Annotated in this window: 20 protein-coding genes, 1 tRNA gene and 2 pseudogenes; 14 read left to right on the forward strand and 9 right to left on the reverse strand. The window is 44.8% G+C overall.

Annotated features, from left to right (window positions below; translation table 11 throughout):
• Window positions 1-606 precede the first annotated feature (606 nt).
• Window positions 607-2,238: a polysaccharide biosynthesis protein gene (locus tag JGK20_RS15700; RefSeq protein ID WP_293193535.1), complete on the reverse strand. Its 1,632-nt coding sequence runs from the start codon at window positions 2,236-2,238 to the stop codon at window positions 607-609.
• Between the two features lie 579 nt (window positions 2,239-2,817).
• Here JGK20_RS15700 and JGK20_RS15705 point away from each other — a divergent pair.
• The 3 genes and pseudogenes from JGK20_RS15705 to JGK20_RS15715 all read left to right on the forward strand — a co-directional run.
• Window positions 2,818-3,633: pseudogene (locus tag JGK20_RS15705) on the forward strand (transposase); the annotation flags it as partial.
• Window positions 3,634-3,732: 99 nt separating this feature from the next.
• Window positions 3,733-3,921, forward strand: a pseudogene (locus tag JGK20_RS15710) (IS701 family transposase); the annotation flags it as partial.
• A 603-nt stretch (window positions 3,922-4,524) separates the two neighbouring features.
• Window positions 4,525-4,731 carry a hypothetical protein gene (locus JGK20_RS15715; protein ID WP_293193534.1) on the forward strand — a complete coding sequence of 69 codons (207 nt, stop codon included), beginning with the start codon at window positions 4,525-4,527 and terminating at the stop codon, window positions 4,729-4,731.
• A gap of 91 nt (window positions 4,732-4,822) precedes the next feature.
• Here JGK20_RS15715 and JGK20_RS15720 read toward each other — a convergent pair whose 3' ends face one another.
• From JGK20_RS15720 to JGK20_RS15730, 3 genes are all read right to left on the reverse strand, one after another.
• Window positions 4,823-5,887 carry a folate-binding protein gene (locus tag JGK20_RS15720; RefSeq protein WP_293193533.1) on the reverse strand — a complete coding sequence of 355 codons (1,065 nt, stop codon included), beginning with the start codon at window positions 5,885-5,887 and terminating at the stop codon, window positions 4,823-4,825.
• 169 nt (window positions 5,888-6,056) lie between these two features.
• Window positions 6,057-6,455, reverse strand: a complete 399-nt coding sequence (locus JGK20_RS15725; RefSeq protein ID WP_293182232.1) for a hypothetical protein — start codon at window positions 6,453-6,455, stop codon at window positions 6,057-6,059.
• A gap of 284 nt (window positions 6,456-6,739) precedes the next feature.
• A tRNA-Val gene (locus JGK20_RS15730) sits at window positions 6,740-6,811 on the reverse strand.
• Window positions 6,812-6,882: 71 nt separating this feature from the next.
• On the opposite strand from JGK20_RS15730, the gene JGK20_RS15735 reads away from it, so the two are divergent.
• Window positions 6,883-7,473 (forward strand): metal-binding protein, encoded by a 591-nt coding sequence (locus tag JGK20_RS15735; protein ID WP_293143470.1) that lies wholly within the window; start codon window positions 6,883-6,885, stop codon window positions 7,471-7,473.
• 178 nt (window positions 7,474-7,651) lie between these two features.
• Window positions 7,652-8,479, forward strand: a complete 828-nt coding sequence (gene mazG / locus JGK20_RS15740) for a nucleoside triphosphate pyrophosphohydrolase (protein ID WP_293193532.1) — start codon at window positions 7,652-7,654, stop codon at window positions 8,477-8,479.
• Window positions 8,480-8,588: 109 nt separating this feature from the next.
• On the opposite strand, the gene JGK20_RS15745 is transcribed toward mazG, so the two are convergent.
• Both JGK20_RS15745 and JGK20_RS15750 read right to left on the reverse strand, forming a co-directional pair.
• A complete protein-coding gene (locus JGK20_RS15745; RefSeq protein WP_293208878.1) occupies window positions 8,589-8,990 on the reverse strand; it encodes a helix-turn-helix transcriptional regulator in 402 nt (133 codons plus the stop codon).
• 57 nt (window positions 8,991-9,047) lie between these two features.
• A complete protein-coding gene (locus JGK20_RS15750; RefSeq protein ID WP_293143464.1) occupies window positions 9,048-9,449 on the reverse strand; it encodes a helix-turn-helix transcriptional regulator in 402 nt (133 codons plus the stop codon).
• A gap of 173 nt (window positions 9,450-9,622) precedes the next feature.
• On the opposite strand from JGK20_RS15750, the gene JGK20_RS15755 reads away from it, so the two are divergent.
• A complete protein-coding gene (locus JGK20_RS15755) occupies window positions 9,623-10,003 on the forward strand; it encodes a hypothetical protein (RefSeq protein ID WP_293208876.1) in 381 nt (126 codons plus the stop codon).
• 202 nt (window positions 10,004-10,205) lie between these two features.
• Here JGK20_RS15755 and apcD read toward each other — a convergent pair whose 3' ends face one another.
• Window positions 10,206-10,691 (reverse strand): allophycocyanin subunit alpha-B, encoded by a 486-nt coding sequence (gene apcD, locus JGK20_RS15760; protein WP_293143458.1) that lies wholly within the window; start codon window positions 10,689-10,691, stop codon window positions 10,206-10,208.
• A gap of 344 nt (window positions 10,692-11,035) precedes the next feature.
• Here apcD and JGK20_RS15765 point away from each other — a divergent pair, with 344 nt between their 5' ends.
• From JGK20_RS15765 to JGK20_RS15775, 3 genes are all read left to right on the forward strand, one after another.
• On the forward strand, window positions 11,036-11,326 hold the full coding sequence (locus JGK20_RS15765) for a hypothetical protein (RefSeq protein ID WP_293231289.1): 291 nt from the start codon (window positions 11,036-11,038) through the stop codon (window positions 11,324-11,326).
• Window positions 11,327-11,520: 194 nt separating this feature from the next.
• On the forward strand, window positions 11,521-12,945 hold the full coding sequence (rlmD, locus tag JGK20_RS15770) for a 23S rRNA (uracil(1939)-C(5))-methyltransferase RlmD (RefSeq protein ID WP_293182242.1): 1,425 nt from the start codon (window positions 11,521-11,523) through the stop codon (window positions 12,943-12,945).
• 378 nt (window positions 12,946-13,323) lie between these two features.
• Window positions 13,324-13,632 (forward strand): DUF433 domain-containing protein, encoded by a 309-nt coding sequence (locus tag JGK20_RS15775; RefSeq protein ID WP_293182244.1) that lies wholly within the window; start codon window positions 13,324-13,326, stop codon window positions 13,630-13,632.
• 514 nt (window positions 13,633-14,146) lie between these two features.
• Here the strand turns inward: JGK20_RS15775 and JGK20_RS15780 are convergent.
• Window positions 14,147-14,950: a DUF4058 family protein gene (locus tag JGK20_RS15780; RefSeq protein ID WP_293231292.1), complete on the reverse strand. Its 804-nt coding sequence runs from the start codon at window positions 14,948-14,950 to the stop codon at window positions 14,147-14,149.
• 436 nt (window positions 14,951-15,386) lie between these two features.
• Here JGK20_RS15780 and JGK20_RS15785 point away from each other — a divergent pair, with 436 nt between their 5' ends.
• Window positions 15,387-16,433, forward strand: a complete 1,047-nt coding sequence (locus tag JGK20_RS15785) for an aldo/keto reductase (protein ID WP_293182248.1) — start codon at window positions 15,387-15,389, stop codon at window positions 16,431-16,433.
• A 753-nt stretch (window positions 16,434-17,186) separates the two neighbouring features.
• Here the strand turns inward: JGK20_RS15785 and JGK20_RS15790 are convergent.
• Window positions 17,187-17,381 (reverse strand): hypothetical protein, encoded by a 195-nt coding sequence (locus JGK20_RS15790; protein WP_293231295.1) that lies wholly within the window; start codon window positions 17,379-17,381, stop codon window positions 17,187-17,189.
• 127 nt (window positions 17,382-17,508) lie between these two features.
• Here JGK20_RS15790 and JGK20_RS15795 point away from each other — a divergent pair, with 127 nt between their 5' ends.
• The 4 genes from JGK20_RS15795 to JGK20_RS15810 all read left to right on the forward strand — a co-directional run.
• Window positions 17,509-18,810 (forward strand): glycosyltransferase family 1 protein, encoded by a 1,302-nt coding sequence (locus JGK20_RS15795; protein ID WP_293231298.1) that lies wholly within the window; start codon window positions 17,509-17,511, stop codon window positions 18,808-18,810.
• Window positions 18,811-18,930: 120 nt separating this feature from the next.
• On the forward strand, window positions 18,931-20,172 hold the full coding sequence (gene glf, locus JGK20_RS15800; protein WP_293182252.1) for a UDP-galactopyranose mutase: 1,242 nt from the start codon (window positions 18,931-18,933) through the stop codon (window positions 20,170-20,172).
• Window positions 20,173-20,506: 334 nt separating this feature from the next.
• The gene (locus JGK20_RS15805) at window positions 20,507-20,863 is read left to right on the forward strand and encodes an STAS domain-containing protein (RefSeq protein WP_293231301.1); all 357 of its coding nucleotides are present in this window, start codon (window positions 20,507-20,509) and stop codon (window positions 20,861-20,863) included.
• A gap of 701 nt (window positions 20,864-21,564) precedes the next feature.
• The coding region (locus JGK20_RS15810) for a sugar-binding domain-containing protein (RefSeq protein WP_366039020.1) at window positions 21,565-22,664 on the forward strand (1,100 nt) is incomplete at its 3' end.

The raw sequence follows: 22,664 nt of genomic DNA on the forward strand, positions 1-22,664 counted from the left end.
GGGCTTTAGCCCTCAGATAGCTGAGATATATTGTTGGGCTTTAGCCCTCAGATAGCTGAGATATATTGTTGGGCTTTAGCCCTCAGATAGCTGAGGTATATTGTTAGGCTTTAGCCCTCAGATAGCTGAGGTATGTTGTTGGGCTTTAGCCCTCAGATAGCTGAGGTATATTGTTAGGCTTTAGCCCTCAGATAGCTGAGGTATATTGTTAGGCTTTAGCCCTCAGATAGCTGAGGTATGTTGTTAGGCTTTAGCCCTCAGATAGCTGAGGTATGTTGTTGGGCTTTAGCCCTCAGATAGCTGAGGTATATTGTTGGGCTTTAGCCCTCAGATAGCTGAGGTATATTGTTGGGCTTTAGCCCTCAGATAGCTGAGGTATGTTGTTGGGCTTTAGCCCTCAGATAGTGATTATATAGTAAGTGAAATCGCCTCAAAAACTTTATTTACAGTTATACCTCATCTTTCGCTCGAAATGCTATAAATCACTTAACTTAACCTCAAATAGGCCTAGAATTAAGAAACCCGGTATTTCAAAGAAACCGGGTTTGCGATGTTCTATTTTTAATCGACTAAAATCAACAAAGCCATCTCTAAACTATTTTCCAATTACGCTGCATCGTGGACAGGAGAAGGTTCAGATTTTTTTTTGGTGAAGTGTGCGGGGAGTACAGATTGTCTGACACATCTCGATATCGATCGCAAATATCCCACTTCTGCTTGAATAGAATCCAGCGTAGAAAGACTGTCAACTAACTGCTCAAATTCATCAGCAGTAATTCCGGCACCCTTCAAGACTTCTTCGTTGAGCCGCCCGTACATTCCTTGCAGCAGGAGTTCGATAATCTCCGTGTAGTCACCAATTTCTGTTCCGTAACCTTGCAATTTCTTGGGATTGACTCCCCACTGCAAAATCTTTAACAACTCTTGGGGGGAACTCCATGCAAAAGAGGAAGCAATAACTTCTTTTTCTGCTGCGACTAGAGCGTGCTTGATTTCCACTTCCGGTAAATCTGGAGTGTTGATTAAGTTTTCCAAGTTTGACACTTGTCCATCTAACACGCGCAAAGAAAAAGGAGCTAATTCTACAGTTACCATGTCGCCAGCATCATCAATGATTCTAAAAGGATCTTCCAGAACATTAATTAGCAGATGGATGTCTGTAGGCTTGCTCCAGTCAAACTGTCCGAGGAAAAATGGTTCTTCGTATCCCGGTAAAAGTCCTTGAAAATAAATCGGCAGATTTTTGCCTGATTCAAGAATTTTATAAAGAGCAACTTCCAAGGTTTCTGTCGGCCACCCGAGATTGCTGACTGCGACAATTTTCAGTTTTCCGGGAACGGAGACTACCAGAGCGTTCAGCAATAAATGTACGGCTTCGACAAGATTTTGAGCGGTGACGTAGCGGTGGGGAGCATGAACGTTGACAGTTTTACTTTGCTCTACTTTTTTGGACATTTGCTCGCAGAACAAGCTATTTTCCAACATATGAGTAAAGCGAACCATCCCGTAAGTGACGTTTCCTGCTTGAGCTGCTTTGGCAAATTGCCATTCGGCAAACTTTTTGGAGGCTGCGTAAACTTCGGTTGTAAAGTATCGAGATGTTTTGCCTGTGGAAGAGAAGATGCAGTCTGCTACGCCGTATTCTTCGCATAGCTGGATGACGTGTTTGCATCCTAACAGGCTGGTTGTAACTGTTTCTCGGATTTTGATTTCAGCTAGTCCGGGTTGGCGTTGGGCTGCTAGGTGAAAAACAATCTCTGGTTTTTCTACCTCAAATATATGTTTCAGTGCCTCCCAGTTGCGAATGTCAACCGCATAGAAAGTTACTTCACCTTCTTTGTTAAAATGCGGGAGAGTTTCTCCGGGGTTTTGACATCGGGCTTTGTCTGCGGAAATGATTTTGGTTGCGCCTAATTCGATGAGTTTTTCGATTAAGAAAGCGCCGACGCATCCTTCTCCCCCGGTTACGAGAATGGTTTTTCCTTTGATTTTGCTGTTGACTGCGGATGCCTGTAGGTGAATTGTACGATCGCGCACGTCGGTAAAAGGTTCGCTTTCTAGTTGTCCGTCGGCTTGATAGGCGGTGATTAGCTGTGCGGTGAGAGTTTTTAGGGCTGCTAGGATTTCAGGATCTTGGGGTTCCGGGGAACCTGGGGGAACTAACCGTTGGATGCGATCGATTATTTCGGCTTTGCTAGCACCTTCAAACACTTCTGAGGGGTTAATTACACTTTTCACTGTTGGCTCCTTGAGATTCTAGAAATACGGTTGCTGATAAGCGAGTTGTTAAACTGATTTTCGAGGGACAGAATCTTTTAAAGTCTGCTTAATTTTAAGATTTTTTAGACTGAAAGCGACTTGATGGGAAAGACACCCTATGGTAGAGATGCCCTATCGGCTCTCATACTTATTGCTTGTCTTCAGCCTACTTGTAGTTTTATTAAGCATTTCTTTACCTATTTATTTTGGCGATCGACCAAGTTGGAACACGATCTATCAAACATTTGTCTCTACAACTATAAACTTAAGTTGCTGGCTGTTGGCAATACTCAAAACATATCTTTACTATTTCTTTGCAATCACATACGAGTTTTGACGCAATTTTAAAGTTCATATAAAGTAGCGCAAGCGTTAAAACTCTTAACATTATATTTGACAGCGATTCCACAGCCTTTTACTACTCAAGCTATCTGTATGGCAGGTTACCAAATATAGCTAATGTTTCAGTAAATTAGGACTTACGCATTGACAAAATAACCAAATAGTGCATTGATAAAGAGGGAACATCTACGTGCCTGGTATCGGACAATCAGAAAAATAACTAAAACCTCGACAGCGCGATGCAATAAGGAGCTATACACCTTATTTTTACTCTCAGAACCCAAGTTTGGGGGGTGCAGTAGGCACTTCAGAGATATTGGGAGACGTTTCCCATGATAGTATTAATGGCTTTTTGGTGAGAGAGAGATATGAACCGTCAGATTTATTTTCGATAATAGAAAAGTTTATCAACTTAGAAGGAGGTATATTAAGTGTTGACGATACAGTCATATAAAAGCTGTATAGTGAACCAAAACATACAGAATTAATTAGCTATTTTTGGTCAGGTAAATACCATAAGCCGATCAGAGGATTAAACTTAATCACGCTATATTATAGTGACATCTATGGTAATTCAGTGCCAATCAATTACAGAATTTACGATAAAAGAGATGGAAAAACCAAAAACGATTATTTTAGATAAATGGTGAGGGAAATCACAGAATGGGGAGTACAACCAAGAATAGTAACGGGAGATAGTTGGTATTCAGGAGTAGAAAACTTAAAGTTTCTAAGAAACCAGAAACTGTTTTTTTATTCGGGATTTAAAAAAACAGAACCGTCTCTAATGAGCCGCACAAGTATTGCCAGGTAAGTAATTTAGAGATAGCAGATGAAGGATTAATAACTCATTTGAAAGAATTTGGATTTATAAAATTGTTTAGGAAAGACTTTAAAAAAGAAGACTCTAGACATTATATTTTATATCTGCCACAACTGTCCAAGCTGCAAGAAACAAGTCGAAGTGAATTTATCACAATTCACGATATACATTGGGGCATTGAAACTTTTCATAGAGGACTCAAACAAGTATAGCGGATCTAGCGAAAGATTCGCGGACGTTGTTGGGATGCGAGCCCTATACGTCTAAGCGGTTATACGATCTGCCAGTTATACCTCATCTTTTTGAGAAAGGCTATATGTGGAATTTGTCGGTTCATGGTGAGAGACACCTCTGCGATCAAAACTCACATATTTTGCTCACTTCACGCATTTATCAAATTGGAGTTGATGCGCTCTAAAAAGATAATTAGCAATTGGTATGAAGTCCAAAGGAATCTGTTCACTTTAGTTGTCCGTGATCCTATTTTGGCGAACCTTAGGCCCCGGAGTAGTGAACAAAATTTAACGGCAATTAATGAATTCAAAAATAGCCTGTCTCAAAAAATCAAAGCCTTGCTGAATAAAGCTCCTGACCAAGTAAAGAAATACAAAAGATTTCTGTTTTGGTGTAGTGACGAAACTCGATTAGGACTACATACAATTCAGAGACGAAGAATAACACTACGGGGTGTAAAACCCGTAGGAAAACATCAATGGAAATTTAAATGTTTCTGGCTTTACGGAGCAGTATATCCATCTACTGGACGAAGTTTTTTTGGGGAGTTTTCCCATTTAGATAAAGTTTGTTTTCAAGCATATTTGGAACAATTGTCGCTTGAATATCCCGATGAATTGCATATCATTCAAGTCGATAATGCTCCGGGTCATCTTTTAAGCACATCTGAATTGCCAGACAATATTATTTTACTATTTCAGCCTCCTCATTGTCTGTCAAGTAAATCCAACAGAAAGAGTGTGGGAATACATCAAAGAATTTTAAGCGAAAGTTAGTTTTTAGTAATCTTGACCAACTCCGCGTAAAAGTTCAGGAAATCTTAGCATCTTTAACGAATCATGTCATTGGTTTCTCACAGGATGGTCTTGGATTTTACATTATTTATCTCTAGCACATCTTTAAAAAAATGGTATTACGCGACAAAAAAGCAGGATATCGAAGCACTTGAATCACATCTGAAAGCTTATCGGGAAGGTTTTATTAAACATATTGACACTTATTACAGCGACCCTGTAGAGCCGGATCCGCAGGTTAGTGAAGCTGTTTTAAGGGAGGGATATGTCATTATTTGATGTCCACTAAAACAGGCGCTCTGGGTTCGTAGTGAGGACTTCAGTCCTCTGATTTATGCGGACTGAAGTCCTCACTACGAAGCTATGCTGATTAATTTAAATAAGGTAGGTTTACTACTTCTCCGGCAATTTCTCCTAGCTGCACTTTCAGTCCTTCGCCTCCGGCTTTGGTGCGGATGTAAGCAAGTCCAAAATAGCCGGATTCGGTTTTGACAAAACTGGTGAGTTTGCCGACTTTTTCTTCTCCAATTGTGATGACTGTTCCGGGCTCAACGGGGCCGCTCAATTGCACGCCCCAAAGTTCTTGTTTGACTCCTTGGTAGGTGTTCAACCGGGCAATTGTTTCTTGGCCGATGTAGCAGCCTTTGTCATAAGTAATTGTGTGTAAAAGGCGGGCTTCTAGGGGGTTGTAATCGTCTGTGAGTTCAAAATCGGGTGCGGGGCGTCCTTGTTCGATTCTCAGTTGTTCCCAAATTCGATCGCCCATTGGTACGGCCCCAGCTTTAACTAACTCAGTCCACAAGCGGGCTGCGTCGCTGGCTGGCGCAATTAACGTGTATCCAGGAGTTGCTAAACCGCTACCAACAGCAACTCGAACCTCCCCTTCATCCGCCGAAAGAGGGGGGGTTTTTATCGATTTGTGAGTAGCGTAGGATTGATTGTCTAGTTCGGTAACTCCGAGTTTTTCTAGTAGTTGAGTGCTTTCGGGGCCGAGGAGACTGAAAGCAACGGTTGTATCGGTTATATCTGTTAATTCTACGCGATCCATTGGGAAAATATAACGATCGAGCAATTCGAGCAATTGGTGGCGGCGGTTGGCTGAAACTAGCAATATTACAGCATCTTCTGTAGCATAGGCGGTGGCGAGGTCGATCGTCCTAGCTGTGGATGTGACGAACACGGTGTCGCAACCTTGACCGGGTTTGAGTATGTTAAAGTTATTGGTACTTTGATTGTGCAAGAACCGCAGGCGATCGCTATCGGAGATTTGAATGCGTCCCCAGTGAGTGCGATCGCACAAAGCCACACCTTGTTTAGTTGCTGCGATGGCGGCACCGTCGTTACCAAAACTGATAGGGACTGTTTCTGTGGTTGCTAACTCTGCAAAAGTAGCGCCTGCTGCGGCTTGAATGTCGTGCAATTCTTGAATTAGCATAGGATTTGAGATTTAAGCTTTCAGCGTGTATTGAATTATTAATGCTTGGTTTTGAGTTTGCGATCGCACTCACAGGCCGAGAAACCGGGTTTTTTTCATAATCTTCTGGCTGTAACGCGTTTGTCCTGAAAAAACCCGGTTTCTAACTACCCATGACAACTGTCAACTGTCAACTGTCAACTGTCAACTGACTCAAATTAGCAAAAACTTCTTGTATTAATTGACTCGCTTTGGCATCAAGACGATTCCAGTCTACATCGCCAGTGTCCTCGTCAATTAAAAAAGTGTCAATTACAACTTCCTGGCTTTGCATTTGAGTGTGGGCCCGCTGGTAGTTGACAAAGCAGACTCGATAGCAAAGTTCCCAAATATCGACGGATCTGTGCTCGCCTTGATGCTCTAAAATTAGTTGATAGCCGGGAATCGGAACCTGCACTTCTTGATAAGTTCCTGTCCAGACTGACTCCTCTAGTTGTTTGCGGATGTTGTCTAGCACTCGGATCATCGCCGGCTGCATGAGAAGTTCAGCTTGTTTCCAGGCGATCGGGCTAGTTATTTTAGGCTTCATATATCTGACGATGTTAAAAAGGAAAATCAATCAATAGATTAATTTTCCAGCATTGGGTGTCAACTTGTGGGACATCCGCCACAAAATGTTAAGTTTGGTCGATCGCACATCTGGCACCATTCCCAATAAGTTTTTTTAACAACAGGCTGTCCGGCCTATTCCACAAGACATTAAATTTCTTCTTGTGGAACAGGCATCTTGCCTGTTGCCAAGCAAAGGCACAGAGCGAAGGTGTTAAAACTTCCAGCCCTTGGAAACAGTGGAAACAGCTTTTCAATTGGATATGGGCGATGTAGGATTTGAACCTACGGCATCCTGCGTGTAAAGCAGGCGCTCTACCACTGAGCTAATCGCCCAATTGCGCTTACAGGGACTTATCATATCACAGTATCCCAGAAAGATCAACTAAAAAAATCATAAACTTTTAATGCCCTCTGGCCGCACGCACGATCGAATCACCCTATGGTGTTTGCCCCTGGTGGCAGGCGTCACCTTTGGCCATACTCAAAACAGCAACCTGACTTTGCTCGTTTCCGGCAGCTTTTTAGTCGGCGGACTGATGTTTGGCCCGGATTTAGATATTTACTCATGTCAGTATCAGCGCTGGGGATGGTTCAAATTTATTTGGCTTCCCTACCAAAAAAGCCTGCGCCACCGCTCTTTTTTGTCCCACGGGCCTCTGATCGGCACGGCTTTGCGAATCTTGTACCTCGCTACCTGGATCGCCGTTATAGGAGTCTTGGGATTGACGATCGCCGAAAAAATTGGCAACTTAGCCGGAAATTGGCAGGAAGCGGTTTTGGGTTACGGTCGATCGCTCTTGGAACACTATATCGAATTTATAGCCATCTACGTCGGTCTGGAATTGGGCGCGATGAGCCACTATCTTAGCGATTGGGGCGGTTCGGCTTACAAACAGTTCAAAAAGAAAGGATTGAGCGGGTTGCACCCTCCGAAGACTATTAAGAGGCGCAAAAGCAAATCTCCCCGCCGCACGTCTAGCAAATCTAAGAGGTGAACAAGTAAATCCACCTAATAAAATGTAAAATATCGCTCGCGATCGAGCTGGCTGTCTATGTATTCCTTCTTCCTTCTTCCTTCTACCTTCTTCCTTCTTCCTTCTTCCTTCTACCTTCTTCCTTCTTCCTTCTTCCTTCTTCCTTCTTCCTTCTTCCTTCTACTTAAGGTAAATTCTAATGTCTAATTCCCACAGTCGATCGCTCGTAGCGCTCGAAAACCTGATAGAAGTTGTGGCCTCATTGCGATCGCCCGACGGCGGATGTCCTTGGGATTTAGCCCAAACTCCCGAAACTCTGATTCCGCACATCATCGAAGAAGCCTATGAAACCGCCGACGCGATTCGTAAAGGAGACAAAAGTGCGATCGTTGAAGAATTGGGCGACTTATTATTACAGGTAATTTTGCAAGCTCAAATTGCCAGCGAATCCGAACAATTTACCTTCGCCGAAGTCGCTGCGGGAATCACGGAAAAACTGATTCGGCGCCATCCCCACGTGTTCGGGGATGCGGAAATTAACAGTGTCGATGAAGTTAACGAAAATTGGGAAAAAATCAAAGCAGCAGAAAAGGGCATAACTGCGGAAAAGCCACCAACTTTAGCCTCAAAAATGAGCCGTTATGCTAGCACTTTGCCGCCAATTACTGCCGCTGCAAAAATCTCTCAAAAAGCTGCGGAGGTGAGTTTTGATTGGGACAGTGTAGACGGCGTTTGGGATAAGTTTCACGAGGAAATGGCGGAATTTGAACACGCTCTCAAACACGAGGATAAGGCCGCGCAGCAGTCGGAATTGGGAGATATTATGTTTGTGTTGATTCAATTGGCTCGCTGGTACGATTTAGATGCGTCGGCTGCTTTGCAGGGAACGAACGATCGCTTCGTACAGCGGTTTGCTAAAGTTGAGGCTGCGTGCGATCGACCTTTATCCGATTATCCGCCCGAAGAGTTAGACGCTTTGTGGGAACAAGCTAAGGCTTTACTGGCGAAGCAAAAGGGCCCGCAGTAAGCTAGTCATCAATATTATGCCCAAGAACAGGCAAGATGCCTATTCCACAATTACTCAATATTGCTCTTGTGGGGTGGGCACGCGAGCCCGCCCAAAAAAGCTGATTCACCTACTCGTAGAGCTTCGCATCGTTGTAAGGCGGATGTTCGCAAGCGATATAGAGAGCGTTTGTCGGTTCCAGGGGTTGATTTGTCACAGGATCGATCGGCTTTAGGACAAAGCATAACAGGGAGAGCGATCGCCAGTCTAGATTATCCAACTTCCCGCGTTCATAACGGTTGACTGTGGCTGCACTGATACCCACATCTTTGGGTACGGGTTGATTTGTCGCGATGAACAGCGCCTCTTCGTACCCCCTGGTTTTGAACTGTGTTTCGCTAACAGACCAACCTTTTGTCTGTCTTGCAGCCTTTAACATCTTACCCAAACGCATCCGCCCCGTCTCCGTGAAGCGAACGGGACGCAATTCCTGCTCTTTGTCTGCCACAGCCTTGTTAGAGAGTCCTGACATTTGACGGCTAAACCTCAACGTTTGGTACAACCATCAGTCATCCCCATTGCAAATAATCTAGTCATAGAGTTTGGCATTGTTGTACGGCGGATGTTCGCAAGCTATATAAAGGGCGTTTGTGGGTTCCAATGCTTCTCCTATTACCGGGTCGATCGGCTTTAGGACAAAGCATAACAGGGAGAGCGATCGCCAATCCAAACTTTCTAGCTTTCCCCGTTCGTAGCGACTGACAGTAGCATTACTAATGCCGACATCTTTTGGTACAGGCTCTCCTGCTGTCCGAAACAGAGCGGCCTCGTATTCTTTTGTGACCATTTCTGTTTCGATAATTGACCAGCCGCGAATCTCTCTAGCTGCTTTCAGAAGTTTGCCCAATCTATTGCGTCCCGTATCCGTGAATCGCACAGGGCGCAGTTTTTCCTGCTCGACGACAGCCTTAAAGTCAAGAAATCCCGGCATTTTGAAAGATCCAATTTAACTCTTAAGCTAGCTGTACTTTGGCCTCGATCGAGGCTGCACACAGGATTTGAGCATGACACATTTAGAAACATTACTGCAAGTTGTCTGCATTCGTGTAGAATGATATAATACAGGAATACACCAACTCACCCAAGTTCAGGAGTGACTCAGCCATGACACCACTGTTTCGCCGCATCCAACCCTCGAAAAAGCTCCGTATCACCGCCCGATCGATCGCCAAATTCCTGAAAATAAGTCAAAATCTGATTAAGCGAGTCGAATCCTGGGCTTACGTAGTGTTCGTGCATCATCAAGGCGGCGGACAATTTATCTCGTACCGCAAGTTGGAAGAATGGCAAAATGCGATCGCCCATCAAATCCAAACCTGCCCCACACTTGGACAACTCTCGCAGCTCAAAACATCGATTCAGTACGACAGCCGGAAATTCAAAAAACAATATCTCCAAAAAACCCTTGACTTTTTAATTGAAATGTGCATTGAAAGACAAGACATTCTCGAAATCTGGGAAAGCGCAAACTGCATTGCTTCCTAACAGAAACTTAGCATATTTCCTAACTAGAGTAACTGCGCCCAACTATGAGGAAGCTGTTAATTGCTCAAACCATTGCCTTCGATTCTGTCAACTGTCAACTGTCAACAGAAGCGAAACATTTGCGAGCAATGGCGAGATAAAATTACCCCAAAAATCACCCGCGAATGTTCCGCCACATCCATGAAAAAAATCGCCTCTTCAACTAAGACATTGCTTGAGCGATATAATCAAAATAAGGAGCAGCTTCCCTAGCATCATCCTGATTGAGCAAAGCCAAAGAAGCTTCCTTCAAACAGCGAATAGCTTCAACCATGCCAGGAACAGGAACGCCCAGAGAATTGTACATTTCCCGAACGCCAATCAAACCGATGCTTTCGATCGGTTCCTTGTCACCGGCCAAGATACCGTAGGTAATCAGGCGCAAATACCAGCCGTAATCGCGCAGACACAAAGCCCGTTCGCGCTGGCCGTAAGCATTGCCCCCTGGGGAGATAAAATCAGGGCGTTTTTTCCAAAGTTTTTTGCTAGCTTCTTCAACAATTTTTTTCTCACTGTCAGACAACGCAGTAGCAATACGCACCCGCTGTTCTCCCGTCTTAAAAAAATCATTGATGCTTTGGAGTTCGCCGGTACTGGGATAACGAAGTTCGTCATCGGCTTGGAGAATAAATTGGCTAACTACGCTCATTGTTATTCAAAATTTGAGGATATTTGAGGAAAAGATTCATTGACATTCTCATCTGTTAAAGATGAGATTCTTGCTTCGGCGACTTACCTTGCTGCTAACATTAATCGATCTTAGAAGCAGGCGGTCAACCTCCGCAAGCGTTATGCTTAGTGAGTGACGCTCCTACACGAACCGCAAGCGGTATGTTGTAGGCATCTGAGTCCGGTCAAGGATATCAAGATCTTCCTTCAAGGTACTCCAATCGTTTCCCTCTACGGCGTTTTATAGTGAGGAACACGTCCCGCCCCACTTGTCACATCAAAACTTTTGACTTAGACCCAGATTGTTATTCTTTGATCTAAGCTATGAGTATTTTACCGCAATTATTACTGCGGAGTGCTTGCTCGTCTCGTCGCCACCCTCCATTACTGGTTGGCTACGCTCAACATCGCTTGGAGGGTCGCTCATATCCTCGCGCGTCTTTCATCCCAACCCAAATCAAAGATTATGGGCTGGGGATTCTCGCCTGTCTAGCTAAGCTAGTTTCCTTGTGTCCCAAGGTACTCTGGGAAAAATTCAAAAACTGCGATCGAGAGTTTGGATGTCGGCAGACATTTAGACTGTTTCACGAGTTTTGGCCCATCAAGCCCCAATAGCATATCGCACAGGCTCGATCGAGGACAATGTTGTCTAACGCAAGCTTTGGCTGTAGCAGAAAGGGGTTCGGAAGCAGGAAGACTTCCTGCACTTGAGCTTGAGTGCGATGGCTTACGCCTCGCTTCGCTACGACTCATCTCAAACAAGAGAGAGCGATATTGCATTACCATATTAAATCCTACCACGACTACTTGTGACCAAATCTAAATTCCCCACCCGAAACTCGACGAAAGTGGCAAACCCTTGCCAGCAAGGTCAACTGATTGAGATAGAGATTACCGACTTGGCAGACACCGGAGACGGAGTTGGTCGTTTTGGTGAGTTAGTGGTGTTTGTGCCCGATACCGTAACGGGCGATCGCATCCTCGTGCGCCTCGTGCAAGTCAAATCCAGCTATGCTAAAGGCAAGTTGGACACACTTCTGGAAGCATCAGAACACCGCATCCGAGCCAACTGCATTGTCGCCGACAAATGCGGTGGCTGTCAGTGGCAGCACGTAGATTATGAATATCAGCTTGCAGCCAAGCAAAATCAAATAATTCAAGCCTTAGAAAGAATTGGCGGATTTAACGATGTGCAAGTCGATCAAATCTTAACGGGAAAAATCGAAGGATTTCCCCAATTTTTGGGATACCGCAACAAAGCGACTTATCCGGTAGCAATTTCTGTAACTGGTCAAGTGCAAGCAGGTTACTATCAAAAAAGCACCCACAAATTAGTCAATCTAAATCAGTGTCCGGTGCAAGATCCGCGCCTCAATCCTTTGTTGAAAGAAGTCAAAGAAGACATTCACTGGCGGGATTGGCCAGTCTATGACGAAAAGCAACATACAGGAGAATTGCGTCATTTGTCCTTGCGAATCGGACGGCGCACGGGAGAAATGTTGCTAACTTTAATAGTTCGCACCGGAGAGTTGCCGGGAATTGAAGCACAAGCTGCTGAGTGGCTGAAACAATATCCTCAACTTGTAGGTGTTTGTTTAAATGTGAATGCAGCTCAAACAAATGTGATATTTGGTGCAGAAACTCGCTGCATTGCTGGCCAGTCTTATCTGCGAGAAAAGTTTGCGGGTTTGAATTTTCAGCTAAAGGCAGATACTTTCTTCCAGGTAAACACAGAGGCTGCTGAGGCCTTGTTGCAGGTGATTGTCGGGGAGTTGAATTTGCACGGAAGCGAGGTTTTGGTTGACGCTTACTGCGGAATTGGGACTTTTACTTTACCGCTGGCAAAACAAGTCAAAATAGCGATCGGTTTAGAAGTGCAACCTACTGCGATCGAGCAAGCCAGATTAAATGCTGAATTAAATGACTTGAAAAATGTCGATTTTCAGGTGGGAACTGTAGAGAGTTTGCTGCCTGCTTTGGGATTGACACCGGATATTGTGCTGCTCGATCCGCCGAGGAAAGGGTGCGATCGCGCGGTGTTGGAAACAATCAAGGAAATCAAACCAAATCGCATTGTTTATGTTAGCTGCAAGCCTGCGACTTTGGCTCGCGACTTGAAGATTTTGTGCGAAAACGGGGATTATAAGTTAGCGCGGGTGCAGCCTGCGGATTTCTTTCCTCAGACTTCTCATGTTGAGTGTGTGGCGTTTTTGGTGAAGCTACCCCCTGTATGATTTGGGGATTGAAATCGCTGCTTGTCAAACGAAGTCCGCGAAGGCGGACTAAGAGATTGTAGCAAATTCGGGTTTTTTACACTAGACCTCTTGCAAAAGTCCTTTTAATCAAATTTTGGGACGGGCTAGAAGCCCATCCCACAAGAAAAAAAGATTTTTGTGGGATGGGCTTCTAGCCCGTCCTAACTATTTTTGCAAGAAGTCTAATATCCGCAGTCCTGGACGCACATACTTTATATGTAGGGTGTGCAGTGCGTACCTTAGTCTGGCGATCGCTTTTTGCGGATAAAAGGGCGATCGGCTTCTTTAATTCTTTTCATTTTGGTTGAGTGTTATAATATTTATGCTAAGCTCCTGTAGAGATAGATACAAAAAGCAATGACATCAGCTTTAATTTATCCTCATATCGAGAAAGTAGCGGGTCAACCGGCACGGTTGCAGCGGATACCGCGCGTGCGGGTTGCTCAGATTGTGATGGATTATCTAGCTTACGGTTGGTCAGTGGAGGAAATGTGCCGCCAGCATCCTTATTTGATGCAGTCCGAAGCCCATGCAGCAATGGCTTATTACTTCGACTTTCAAGCAGAAATCGATCGGGAAATTCGGATGGAATGGGAGCAGGTACAACAGGAAAAATCTCTGCTTTCGCCTTCACCATTTTTCGTGAGAATGCGAGCTAAGGAATAGAAATTAAATAATTTACACATATTTGTGGGATGGGCGTCCCGCCCGTCTTTTCTGGACGGGCGGGACGCCCATCCCACAATAATTAAAATTGTAAGTTATTTAATTCGCGCTCCTAAGGGGTTGTTGTAATACCAATTTCATAAAGTAGCACTAGGGTGCATCTCACTTTTGAAGAGGGCGAAGCATGACCGCATATAAATTATCAGTTATCATCCCATATTTTCTGCGGTCATGCTTCGCCCCTACGGATGTATTCGCCTTGCCTGAGATGCACCCGTAGCACTAGATATTACCCCCCACCCCCCCGCGATTTCGGGGGGGCTAAGACTTCATCCATAGCACATCTTTATAAAAATGGTATAAGTGGCAATTTTTCTGTATATAATATAGACGTTGATTAATATTAATAAGGTAAAATAGAATGGGTGCATCTCAGTTTTGTATTTGTAGTGCTGTCCCCGCTCGCACTGTAGAAAAACATCCTTTTTGTGAAAATGAGATGCTCCCAATAGGATTAATTATCTCGCAGTCCAGTTGCTTGTAAAAGTTCCTTTGCCCAAACCAACTTTTGTTCTGACAGGGACGGTATCGGATCTCGATTATAATCGATTCGATAATCATAACCCGCGCGATCGTAAACACCTGCGAACAATTCGGGTAAGTTAACAATAGGTTCTACATCTTCCTCGCGCAAGGGAAGTAGAAATACAGGTAGAGAATCGCCCAGATTAAAGGCATAAAGTTCGGCAAGGGGACGGCGATTGCTGCGACTGACTAAAACGCGGTAATCGCTTTGAATAGAATTGTTAAGTACGGGCATAGGTTCCCCTTTTCGCAGCAAGTCGATTTCAACTAAATGGGTTAAGCTACCTAAAATACTTTGGCGTTTTTTGAGGTAAGTAATTCTGCCATCTCCACTGCGTTTGTTGACTGGAGAAAGAATTTCAATTGCGGTGACAACTTGTCTAGTTGCCATTTCTCGTACTTCTAGGTAAGTCTGTTTAATTTTTTCAGGGGCTGGCACTTTGACGGTAGTGGGAACTGTGAGGGTGGCAATGGCAACTGAACCGATAGGAACATCGGGGGTATTGGGTTGACGTTTGATGGCTACATCGGGGATACCTACTAAAAGTGAGTCATCATTATTGTCATTGGTGTCGTCAATTTGATAGATACGTTTTTCAATGGCGATCTCATATTTGGGGCGAATTTGAGGCATGATGTAGTCGGCGATCGCCACAATTAATCGATTGTGAGTTTCCTGCCAGAAATCGGGGTGTTCTAAGTAGGGGTTCATTCCGGGAAAGGGTGAGGGCATAGGACTGCTTTGCGACTTGTTGATTTTTAAAATCATTTTAGCACTGGGTTAATTTTGCGACAAGGGCGATGTTTTTGGGAAGAAAAGGCCGATCGCGCTAAGCTACTTTAGGGGCAAATTTCGACTTTGACAGTCATGCTTACTCGATCGAGCTTTACAATCAGAAGGTCAACTGAAAACTGCCCAATTTTAGCTTGAGTTAGAGTATTAATTTGGTCGCTGGACTGAATGAAAGTTCGTAGTGCGGACTGAAGTCCGCACTACGAACCGAAATCTGTATCGCTTAAGTTATTTAATTGCAATTCCTAAATTGACAAAAGATTCAAAATCCAACTGGGAACTCTTGGCACTCCCAAAGCCCCTCACCTCCGACTGATGCGTACACAGCAAATTCAGATATATACTCTTAAGCGCAATGAACTAACAGATAGGTGACATGAGATACAAACTACTAGGTCACAGCGGACTTCGCGTTTCCGAAATCTGCCTCGGAACCATGACTTTTGGCGAAGAATGGGGTTGGGGCGGTTCCTACGACGAAAGCCGGAAGATGTTCGACGCCTTTGCAGAAGCGGGCGGCAATTTCATTGATACCGCGAATCTCTACACCAACGGTACCAGCGAAAAATATGTCGGTGACTTCATCGGGGGCGATCGCGAAAAATGGGTAGTTGCAACTAAATACAGCCTCAACATGAAGAATGGCGAAATCAACGGTTTCGGCAACCACCGCAAAAATATGGTGCAAGCAGTAGAGGCCAGTTTGAAGCGATTGCAAGTTGAATACATAGATTTGCTGTGGCTGCACGCTTGGGATTTTACGACACCCGTCGAAGAAGTAATGCGCGCCTTTGACGACTTGGTACGCGCCGGCAAAATTCTTTACATCGGCATTTCCGATACACCGGCTTGGATTGTTTCTCAAGCAAATACGATCGCCAACCTGCGCGGCTGGACACCATTTATCGGCTTGCAAATCGAGTATTCTTTAAAAGAGCGAACTCCCGAACGCGATTTGCTCCCCATGGCAAAAGCCTTCGATATTGGCGTCACAGCTTGGAGCCCCCTAGCAGGCGGTTTGCTAACCGGAAAATACAACATTTCAGAAACCGCAGGCGAAGCTAAACGACTTAATTCACCTGAATCTGGAAAAATTAGCGAACGAGACCTCAATATTGCGGCTGAAGTTAGTAAAATAGCAGCCGAAATTGGCAAACCTAGTTCTCAAGTAGCCTTGAATTGGTTGCGACAACAGTCAGTCGATGTGATTCCGATTGTTGGTTCCCGCAAACTCTCGCAACTTCAAGAAAATCTCGCTTGTCTGGAGTTTGAATTAACTCCCGAACAAATGCAGCAGCTAGACACAGTAAGTGCCATTGAATTGGGTTTTCCCCACGATTTCTTAAAGAGTTCGATGGTGCAAGATTCTGCCTTTGGAGGGGGAATCGCCAAAATTGACAGCCGCCGACTTTCATTCAGTTGACAGTTGACAGTTGACAGTTGACAGCGACCTCTACCTGGAAGGAAGAGGATTGGAATCATGAATAGTCTGATTTTAATTTATCCCGATCGGGCTTGGGGCTTTAAACCAATTCTTTCTGGTAAAGTTGCTGCTATCTTCTAGTCGCGGTTTGCGTCCATATTTGGTGCGGGAATCGCAGATATCGGCAAACCCGCCCTTAGAGGGATGATTGAGATTTGTACTCTGGGCGTCAGTTTAACCTCACATCTTGCACCAATCTCGTCACCTTGGTTTCTTGTAGCAGACTCGCGTAAAATCCTACGTTTCTCGTGGCTGTTACCTGGTTTCTCCGGTATAGTTGAGAAGGGTACCAGATGTGGGTTTAACCCAAATACATAAACTGTCAATTGTTAATCTATCGGAAGTCATAAATCTCGGCAAAGCAATTGTATATGAAGATACAAATTTTGTAGGTGTGCGATCGCATAAGTTGAAAAAATGCGAAGTTTGTTAAAGCAAATAGCAACAAAAGCTCGATCGCAAATTTTCTCTCCCCTCCAAATAAAAACATAAAACTTGCTCAGTTTTAACACCTGTTTAAAAACACAATGCAACGGTAGCCAAGCTTCAAACCCTTAATTCATAAGTCATTCCCAATTATTCAATCTCAAAGCTCAAATCTCAAATCTCAAATCCTAGCGCCCTGTACCTGCCAGTTAAGAGTCATTTTACAAGAGCGATCGGCATTTTAACCGCTTTTCAAAAGGGTGCAAGCTAGGCGCTGAGAACGAAGTCATCCTTCAGATAGAAGTAATGGCAGAAAAACTGAGTTAGATTTAGCAACAATAGCAAGTCTAACAATATTAACTTATCTCCAGTTTCAATACTGAAAAAAGCAGATAAGCGTGTTTTTTCCGCAGCTAAACTTTTGCTTTGTTTGGCCCACTGAATGCGGCGCTTGCTCGTCAAATAAAAATTCTCAGATTGATGCTTGCGAATTTCAGTAAGACACTGCTGAGAAGGATATTTTATTGACAAATTTTCACCAACCAATTTTCATTAACAAATTTTCATTGACAAATTCCAGAGGCTAATTATGTCCCCCCCAGAAAACTCAGTAAACAAAAATTATAGCAATAAAGGTCGAGCATGGGAGATCCGATTTACCTCGATAGATTCCGCAAAATCTCCCTCTCAATTCGCACCCTCACCCGCATTGCGCGCTAAGTTATCAAAACCTGCTGCTTTAGATGCACCGGATTTAGTTTGCCTGTCTCATTTGCGGTGGAATTTCGTCTATCAGCGTCCGCAACATCTCTTAGGCCGCTGCGCCAAAAATCGCCGCGTATTTTTTGTAGAAGAACCTGTTTTTAGCTCGGCTACAGATTGGCGGCTTGATGTCAGCATTCACGAAACCGGAGTCTGGATAATAGTACCTCACCTGAGCGAAGGAATCAGCGAAGAAACTGCACAAACTGCTCAGCAAGCCATGCTTGATGATTTGTTTCAAGCAGCCGAAATTAGCCAGTACATCCTCTGGTATTACACACCAATGGCTGTCAGTTTCACAAACCACTTAAAGCCGCTAGCTGTAGTCTACGACTGCATGGATGAACTGTCAGCATTTCACGGCGCGCACCCGGAGTTAAAAGCAAATGAAACCCAACTATTAAAGCGCGCCAGCGTCGTATTTACAGGCGGACACAGCCTCTACGAAGCAAAACAGCAGCAGCATCCAAACATTCATGCTTTCCCCAGCAGCATCGAAAAAGAACACTTTGCTACAGCGAGAAATCTTTCAGAAGAACCGACCGATCAAAAAGATATTCCTCACCCGCGTTTGGGATTTTTTGGGGTTATAGACGAACGCATGGATATCGAACTGCTGCGCGGCATTGCCGCAGCGAAGCCGGACTGGCATTTAGTGATAATTGGCCCGGTGGTGAAAATCGACCCGGCTACTCTCCCAACTCACCCAAACATACACTATCTCGGCGGCAAATCTTATCAAGAACTGCCAGCATATCTGGGCGGATGGGATATAGCAATGCTGCCTTTTGCGATTAACGAATCGACTAAATTTATTAGTCCGACGAAAACTCCCGAATACCTCGCTGCCGGCAAACCGGTGATTTCTACTGCGATCCGCGACGTGGTGCGCCCCTACGGAGATAACGGCTTGGTTCGGATTGCGAGCAATGTGGCAGAATTCGTTGCTGCTGCTGAAGAAATTATGGGCGAAACTTCGGAAGCTCGCGCCAAATGGCTGAGCGAAGTTGACGCCTTTTTAGCAGACAATTCTTGGGACAATACCTGGGGTGAAATGCTGGGGTTGATCGAAAGTGCGATCGCAAGTAAGAAGTCAGTTGGCAGTTGGCAGTTGGCAGTTGGCAGTTGACAGTTGATAGTTAGTAGTTTGGAGTTGCTACCAATAACTAATAACTAATAACTAATAACTAATAACCATTCCCCATTCCCCATTCCCCATTCCCCATTCCCCATTACCAGAGGTTTTTTAATGTTTGACTATTTAATTGTCGGAGCCGGATTTGCAGGTAGCGTTATTGCCGAAAGACTAGCAACTCAGGCGGGAAAAACAGTCTTGATAATTGATACCCGCAACCACATCGGCGGCAACGCATACGACCACTACGACAATCACGGCATCCTCGTTCACAAATACGGCCCCCACATTTTTCACACCAATTCGCGCCCAGTTTTCGAGTACCTTTCGCAGTTCACCGAGTGGCGGCCATACGAACACCGCGTCCTCGCCAGCGTTGACGGTCAACTGCTGCCAATTCCGATAAATCTCAACACCGTAAACAAACTTTACGGACTGAATCTGACATCATTTGAAGTTGAAGATTTCTTCGCAAAAGTAGCCGAACCAAAGGATTACATTCGCACTTCCGAAGATGTCGTTGTCGGCAAAGTCGGCCGCGAACTTTACGAGAAATTCTTCCGCAACTACACTCGCAAACAGTGGGGAATGGATCCGTCGGAACTCGACAAATCAGTGATTGCGCGCGTGCCCACCCGCACTAACCGGGACGATCGCTATTTTACCGATACCTATCAAGCAATGCCACTCCACGGCTACACTCGGATGTTTGAAAAGATGCTGTCTCACCCAAACATCAAGGTGATGCTGAATACCGACTACCGCGAGATTGAGAGTTTTATTCCTTACGGGGAAATGATTTATACCGGGCCGGTGGATTCCTATTTCAATTATTGCTACGGGAAACTGCCTTACCGTTCCTTGGAATTCAAGCACGAAACGCTGAACGCACCCGTACACCAAGCTGCACCGGTGGTAAATTACCCGAATGAGCATTTATATACTCGCTGCACGGAGTTTAAATACCTCACCGGACAAGAGCATCTAAAAACGAGCATTGTCTACGAATATCCCCAAGCTGAGGGAGACCCTTACTACCCGGTTCCGCGTCCGGAAAATGCGGAAATTTACAAGAAATATAAGGCTTTGGCTGATGCAACTCCCGGAGTTTCTTTTGTGGGAAGGCTGGCGACTTACAGGTATTACAACATGGATCAAGTTGTCGCTCAAGCTCTGACAACTTACACTCAAATTACGACCAATCCGGTGATTAAATTGGCGGCAAATCTTAACGATGCTGCCTCTAATTTGAGTTCGTCGAACGCAGTTGCTGAACTCCCAGCCGCTGCTTCTCTAGAAGTTGCTGCTGTTAACGGCAATGGCAAATCTGCTAGCAAGTATAACAGTCCCAAATGAGTCGTAAAGTTTTTTACCCCACCCCAACCCTCCCCTTATTAAGGGGAGGGAGTAAGAAATTCACAAATGATTTAGGATTGCTATAGCTGCAAGCTGTGAGTTGGTAAGGCTAAAAATGTCAGTTGACAGTTGACAGTTGACGGTTGACAGATGAGGGCGACCTCTACCTATAAGGAAGAGCATTGGGGTAATGAATTGTCTTCTTTTAATTTCTCGCGATCGGGTTCCGGCTTTCAACCAATTTTTTATGGCAAAAATGTAAGGTGCGCGCTCCGCACTTTACTCTGCTTTTCTCAAAAGTTATTAAACAATTCAAACAAGGGTTAAGGTGAACATGAGCACTATCGTTAAAACTGTTTTGTCTCATCAGGTTTTGGAAGGTTCTCAATTTCCTCAGTTTCAGAAAGAAATAGAGCGCCTAATTGAAAGCGGTGGCAAAATTCTGATGCTCGATTTCTCAAATATCATTTTCCTTAAAAATTCGGAATTAATGGCTGTAGTGGCGATTATGAAATTAGTTAGAGACAGCGGATGTATACTTTTGATATCTGCCATGAGCGAACAAGTTAGAATGCTATTTGAACTCACGGGACTAGAACAGATATTTCAGTGTTTGCCACCTCCGGAAGAAGTTCCTTTCACAGGTGACCTAACTGAACCTTTAGAAGGTTTGCAAAGTGTTGCTAACTAGGAGAGAGTGGGAGTATTTGTAGGGTACATCGAAGCCAGACAATCCCTATGGCATTTTTCAGATATAGCCTTTCTCAAAAAGATGAGGTATGGCTGACAGCTTACATAACCGCTTAAATCAAGAGGGCCTTCTTCCCAACAACGTCCGCGAATCTTTGTGAGAACCGCTATAGATGAGGCACGCTTATGGTAATTGGTAATTGGTGAGGGGCTTCTGGGCTTTTAAACCTGAAGCTTTTTTATAATTGCCGATTTTCTTTTAAATTGATTACTTGAAAAACAGGCATATAGCCTTTCTCAGATAGATGAGGTATGACTGTAAATGGAGTTGTTAGGTGCATATCTTGCTATACAACAAATTCAAAGAGGGCTGAAGCCCAACAACATACCTCATCTTTTTGAGAAAGGCTATACCTTATCTTTTTGATCGAGGCTATAATTGTGGGATTTTTTGGTACGAACTATTCAAGAAATCAGGTGCGTCGCTACTCGAAAAGTCGATTTTTTTTAGGAATTTTTAACGGATCCGCACCCTACGACTGAATAATTTGTTCGATTAAGGCTCAGTTTGTTTGATTTAAAGTTCAGGCTGTTTGAAGTGAAAAATTTTAATTATTGAGGGATAAATTAGCTGGCAAAAAACTTGTGAAAGTCGGGGAAATTGTCGCTAACCTATAAATATAACTTCGGGTAGATGTGCCGATGAGTTGGTTAGGTAGAGAACTAGAAAATTGCGATATAGAAGAGTCTTCCACTCTAGACAATAAGGTGACTGTTCAAGGGCGGAAAACAGGTTATCCGCGCCCCCAATTGCGCCGCAGTAACTGGATTTGTCTGAACGGTAAGTGGAGGTTTGCTTATGATGATGCGGGACGCTGCGTGCAGCCGATCGACATTACCGACTGGACTCATACTATAGAAGTGCCGTTTGCTCCAGAATCGGCAAAAAGCGGGATCGGCGACACGAATTTTCACGCCAACTGCTGGTACGATCGCGAATTTGACCTGCCCCACACAGAAAGCAGAGTTCTCCTGCACTTCGGGGCCGTAGACTACCGCGCCCGCGTCTGGGTAAACGGTCAGTTTGTCATCGAACACGAAGGCGGGCACACTCCTTTCACCGCAGACATTACAGCAGTTCTTAATCCCATCGGGCCGCAGCGGGTGACTGTTTGGGCCCAGGACGACCCGCAAGATTTGGCAAAACCGCGCGGCAAGCAAGATTGGCAAGTGGAACCGCACAGCATCTGGTATCCGCGCACGACGGGCATTTGGCAGACGGTGTGGGTAGAATTAGTGCCTCATACTTATATCGATCGCATCCGCTGGACTCCGCAGTTTGAACGCTGGGAAATCGGCTTTGAAGCGTTTGTAGCGGGCGATCGCCAATCTGGGATTCAAATTAAAGTTAAACTGTCGATCGGCTGTTTGCTGCTGGTCAACGACACCTACGAAGTGATCAACGGCGAAATCCACCGCCGCATCGCCCTTTCAGATCCGGGTATCGACGACTACCGCAACGAACTGCTGTGGAGTCCCGAAAAACCTACATTAATTAACGCACAAGTCGAGCTGTGGGCCGATGGCAAACTGCTTGACGAGATTAAATCTTACACCGCGATGCGGACTGTCAGCATTCAGCGCGATCGCTTCATGCTGAACGGCCGCCCCTACTACCTGAGACTGGTGCTCGATCAAGGTTACTGGCCCGATACCCTGATGACGGCGCCATCCGACGAAGCTTTGCGCCACGATGTCGAATTAGTCAAAGCAATGGGTTTCAACGGCGTCCGCAAACACCA

This window comes from Microcoleus sp. PH2017_05_CCC_O_A (assembly GCF_020738785.1).
Taxonomy (GTDB): domain Bacteria; phylum Cyanobacteriota; class Cyanobacteriia; order Cyanobacteriales; family Microcoleaceae; genus Microcoleus.

Bases quoted from the DNA above. Each gene is read 5' to 3' on its own strand.
- glf (WP_293182252.1), top strand. From the start codon at position 18,931: ATGTTTGACTATTTAATTGTCGGAGCCGGATTTGCAGGTAGCGTTATT.
- JGK20_RS15780 (WP_293231292.1), bottom strand. From the start codon at position 14,950: ATGCCCTCACCCTTTCCCGGAATGAACCCCTACTTAGAACACCCCGAT.
- JGK20_RS15750 (WP_293143464.1), bottom strand. From the start codon at position 9,449: ATGCCGGGATTTCTTGACTTTAAGGCTGTCGTCGAGCAGGAAAAACTG.
- JGK20_RS15775 (WP_293182244.1), top strand. From the start codon at position 13,324: ATGACATCAGCTTTAATTTATCCTCATATCGAGAAAGTAGCGGGTCAA.
- JGK20_RS15785 (WP_293182248.1), top strand. From the start codon at position 15,387: ATGAGATACAAACTACTAGGTCACAGCGGACTTCGCGTTTCCGAAATC.
- JGK20_RS15795 (WP_293231298.1), top strand. From the start codon at position 17,509: ATGTCCCCCCCAGAAAACTCAGTAAACAAAAATTATAGCAATAAAGGT.
- JGK20_RS15725 (WP_293182232.1), bottom strand. From the start codon at position 6,455: ATGAAGCCTAAAATAACTAGCCCGATCGCCTGGAAACAAGCTGAACTT.
- JGK20_RS15755 (WP_293208876.1), top strand. From the start codon at position 9,623: ATGACACCACTGTTTCGCCGCATCCAACCCTCGAAAAAGCTCCGTATC.
- JGK20_RS15735 (WP_293143470.1), top strand. From the start codon at position 6,883: ATGCCCTCTGGCCGCACGCACGATCGAATCACCCTATGGTGTTTGCCC.
- JGK20_RS15745 (WP_293208878.1), bottom strand. From the start codon at position 8,990: ATGTCAGGACTCTCTAACAAGGCTGTGGCAGACAAAGAGCAGGAATTG.
- JGK20_RS15805 (WP_293231301.1), top strand. From the start codon at position 20,507: ATGAGCACTATCGTTAAAACTGTTTTGTCTCATCAGGTTTTGGAAGGT.
- apcD (WP_293143458.1), bottom strand. From the start codon at position 10,691: ATGAGCGTAGTTAGCCAATTTATTCTCCAAGCCGATGACGAACTTCGT.
- JGK20_RS15720 (WP_293193533.1), bottom strand. From the start codon at position 5,887: ATGCTAATTCAAGAATTGCACGACATTCAAGCCGCAGCAGGCGCTACT.
- JGK20_RS15765 (WP_293231289.1), top strand. From the start codon at position 11,036: ATGAGTATTTTACCGCAATTATTACTGCGGAGTGCTTGCTCGTCTCGT.
- mazG (WP_293193532.1), top strand. From the start codon at position 7,652: ATGTCTAATTCCCACAGTCGATCGCTCGTAGCGCTCGAAAACCTGATA.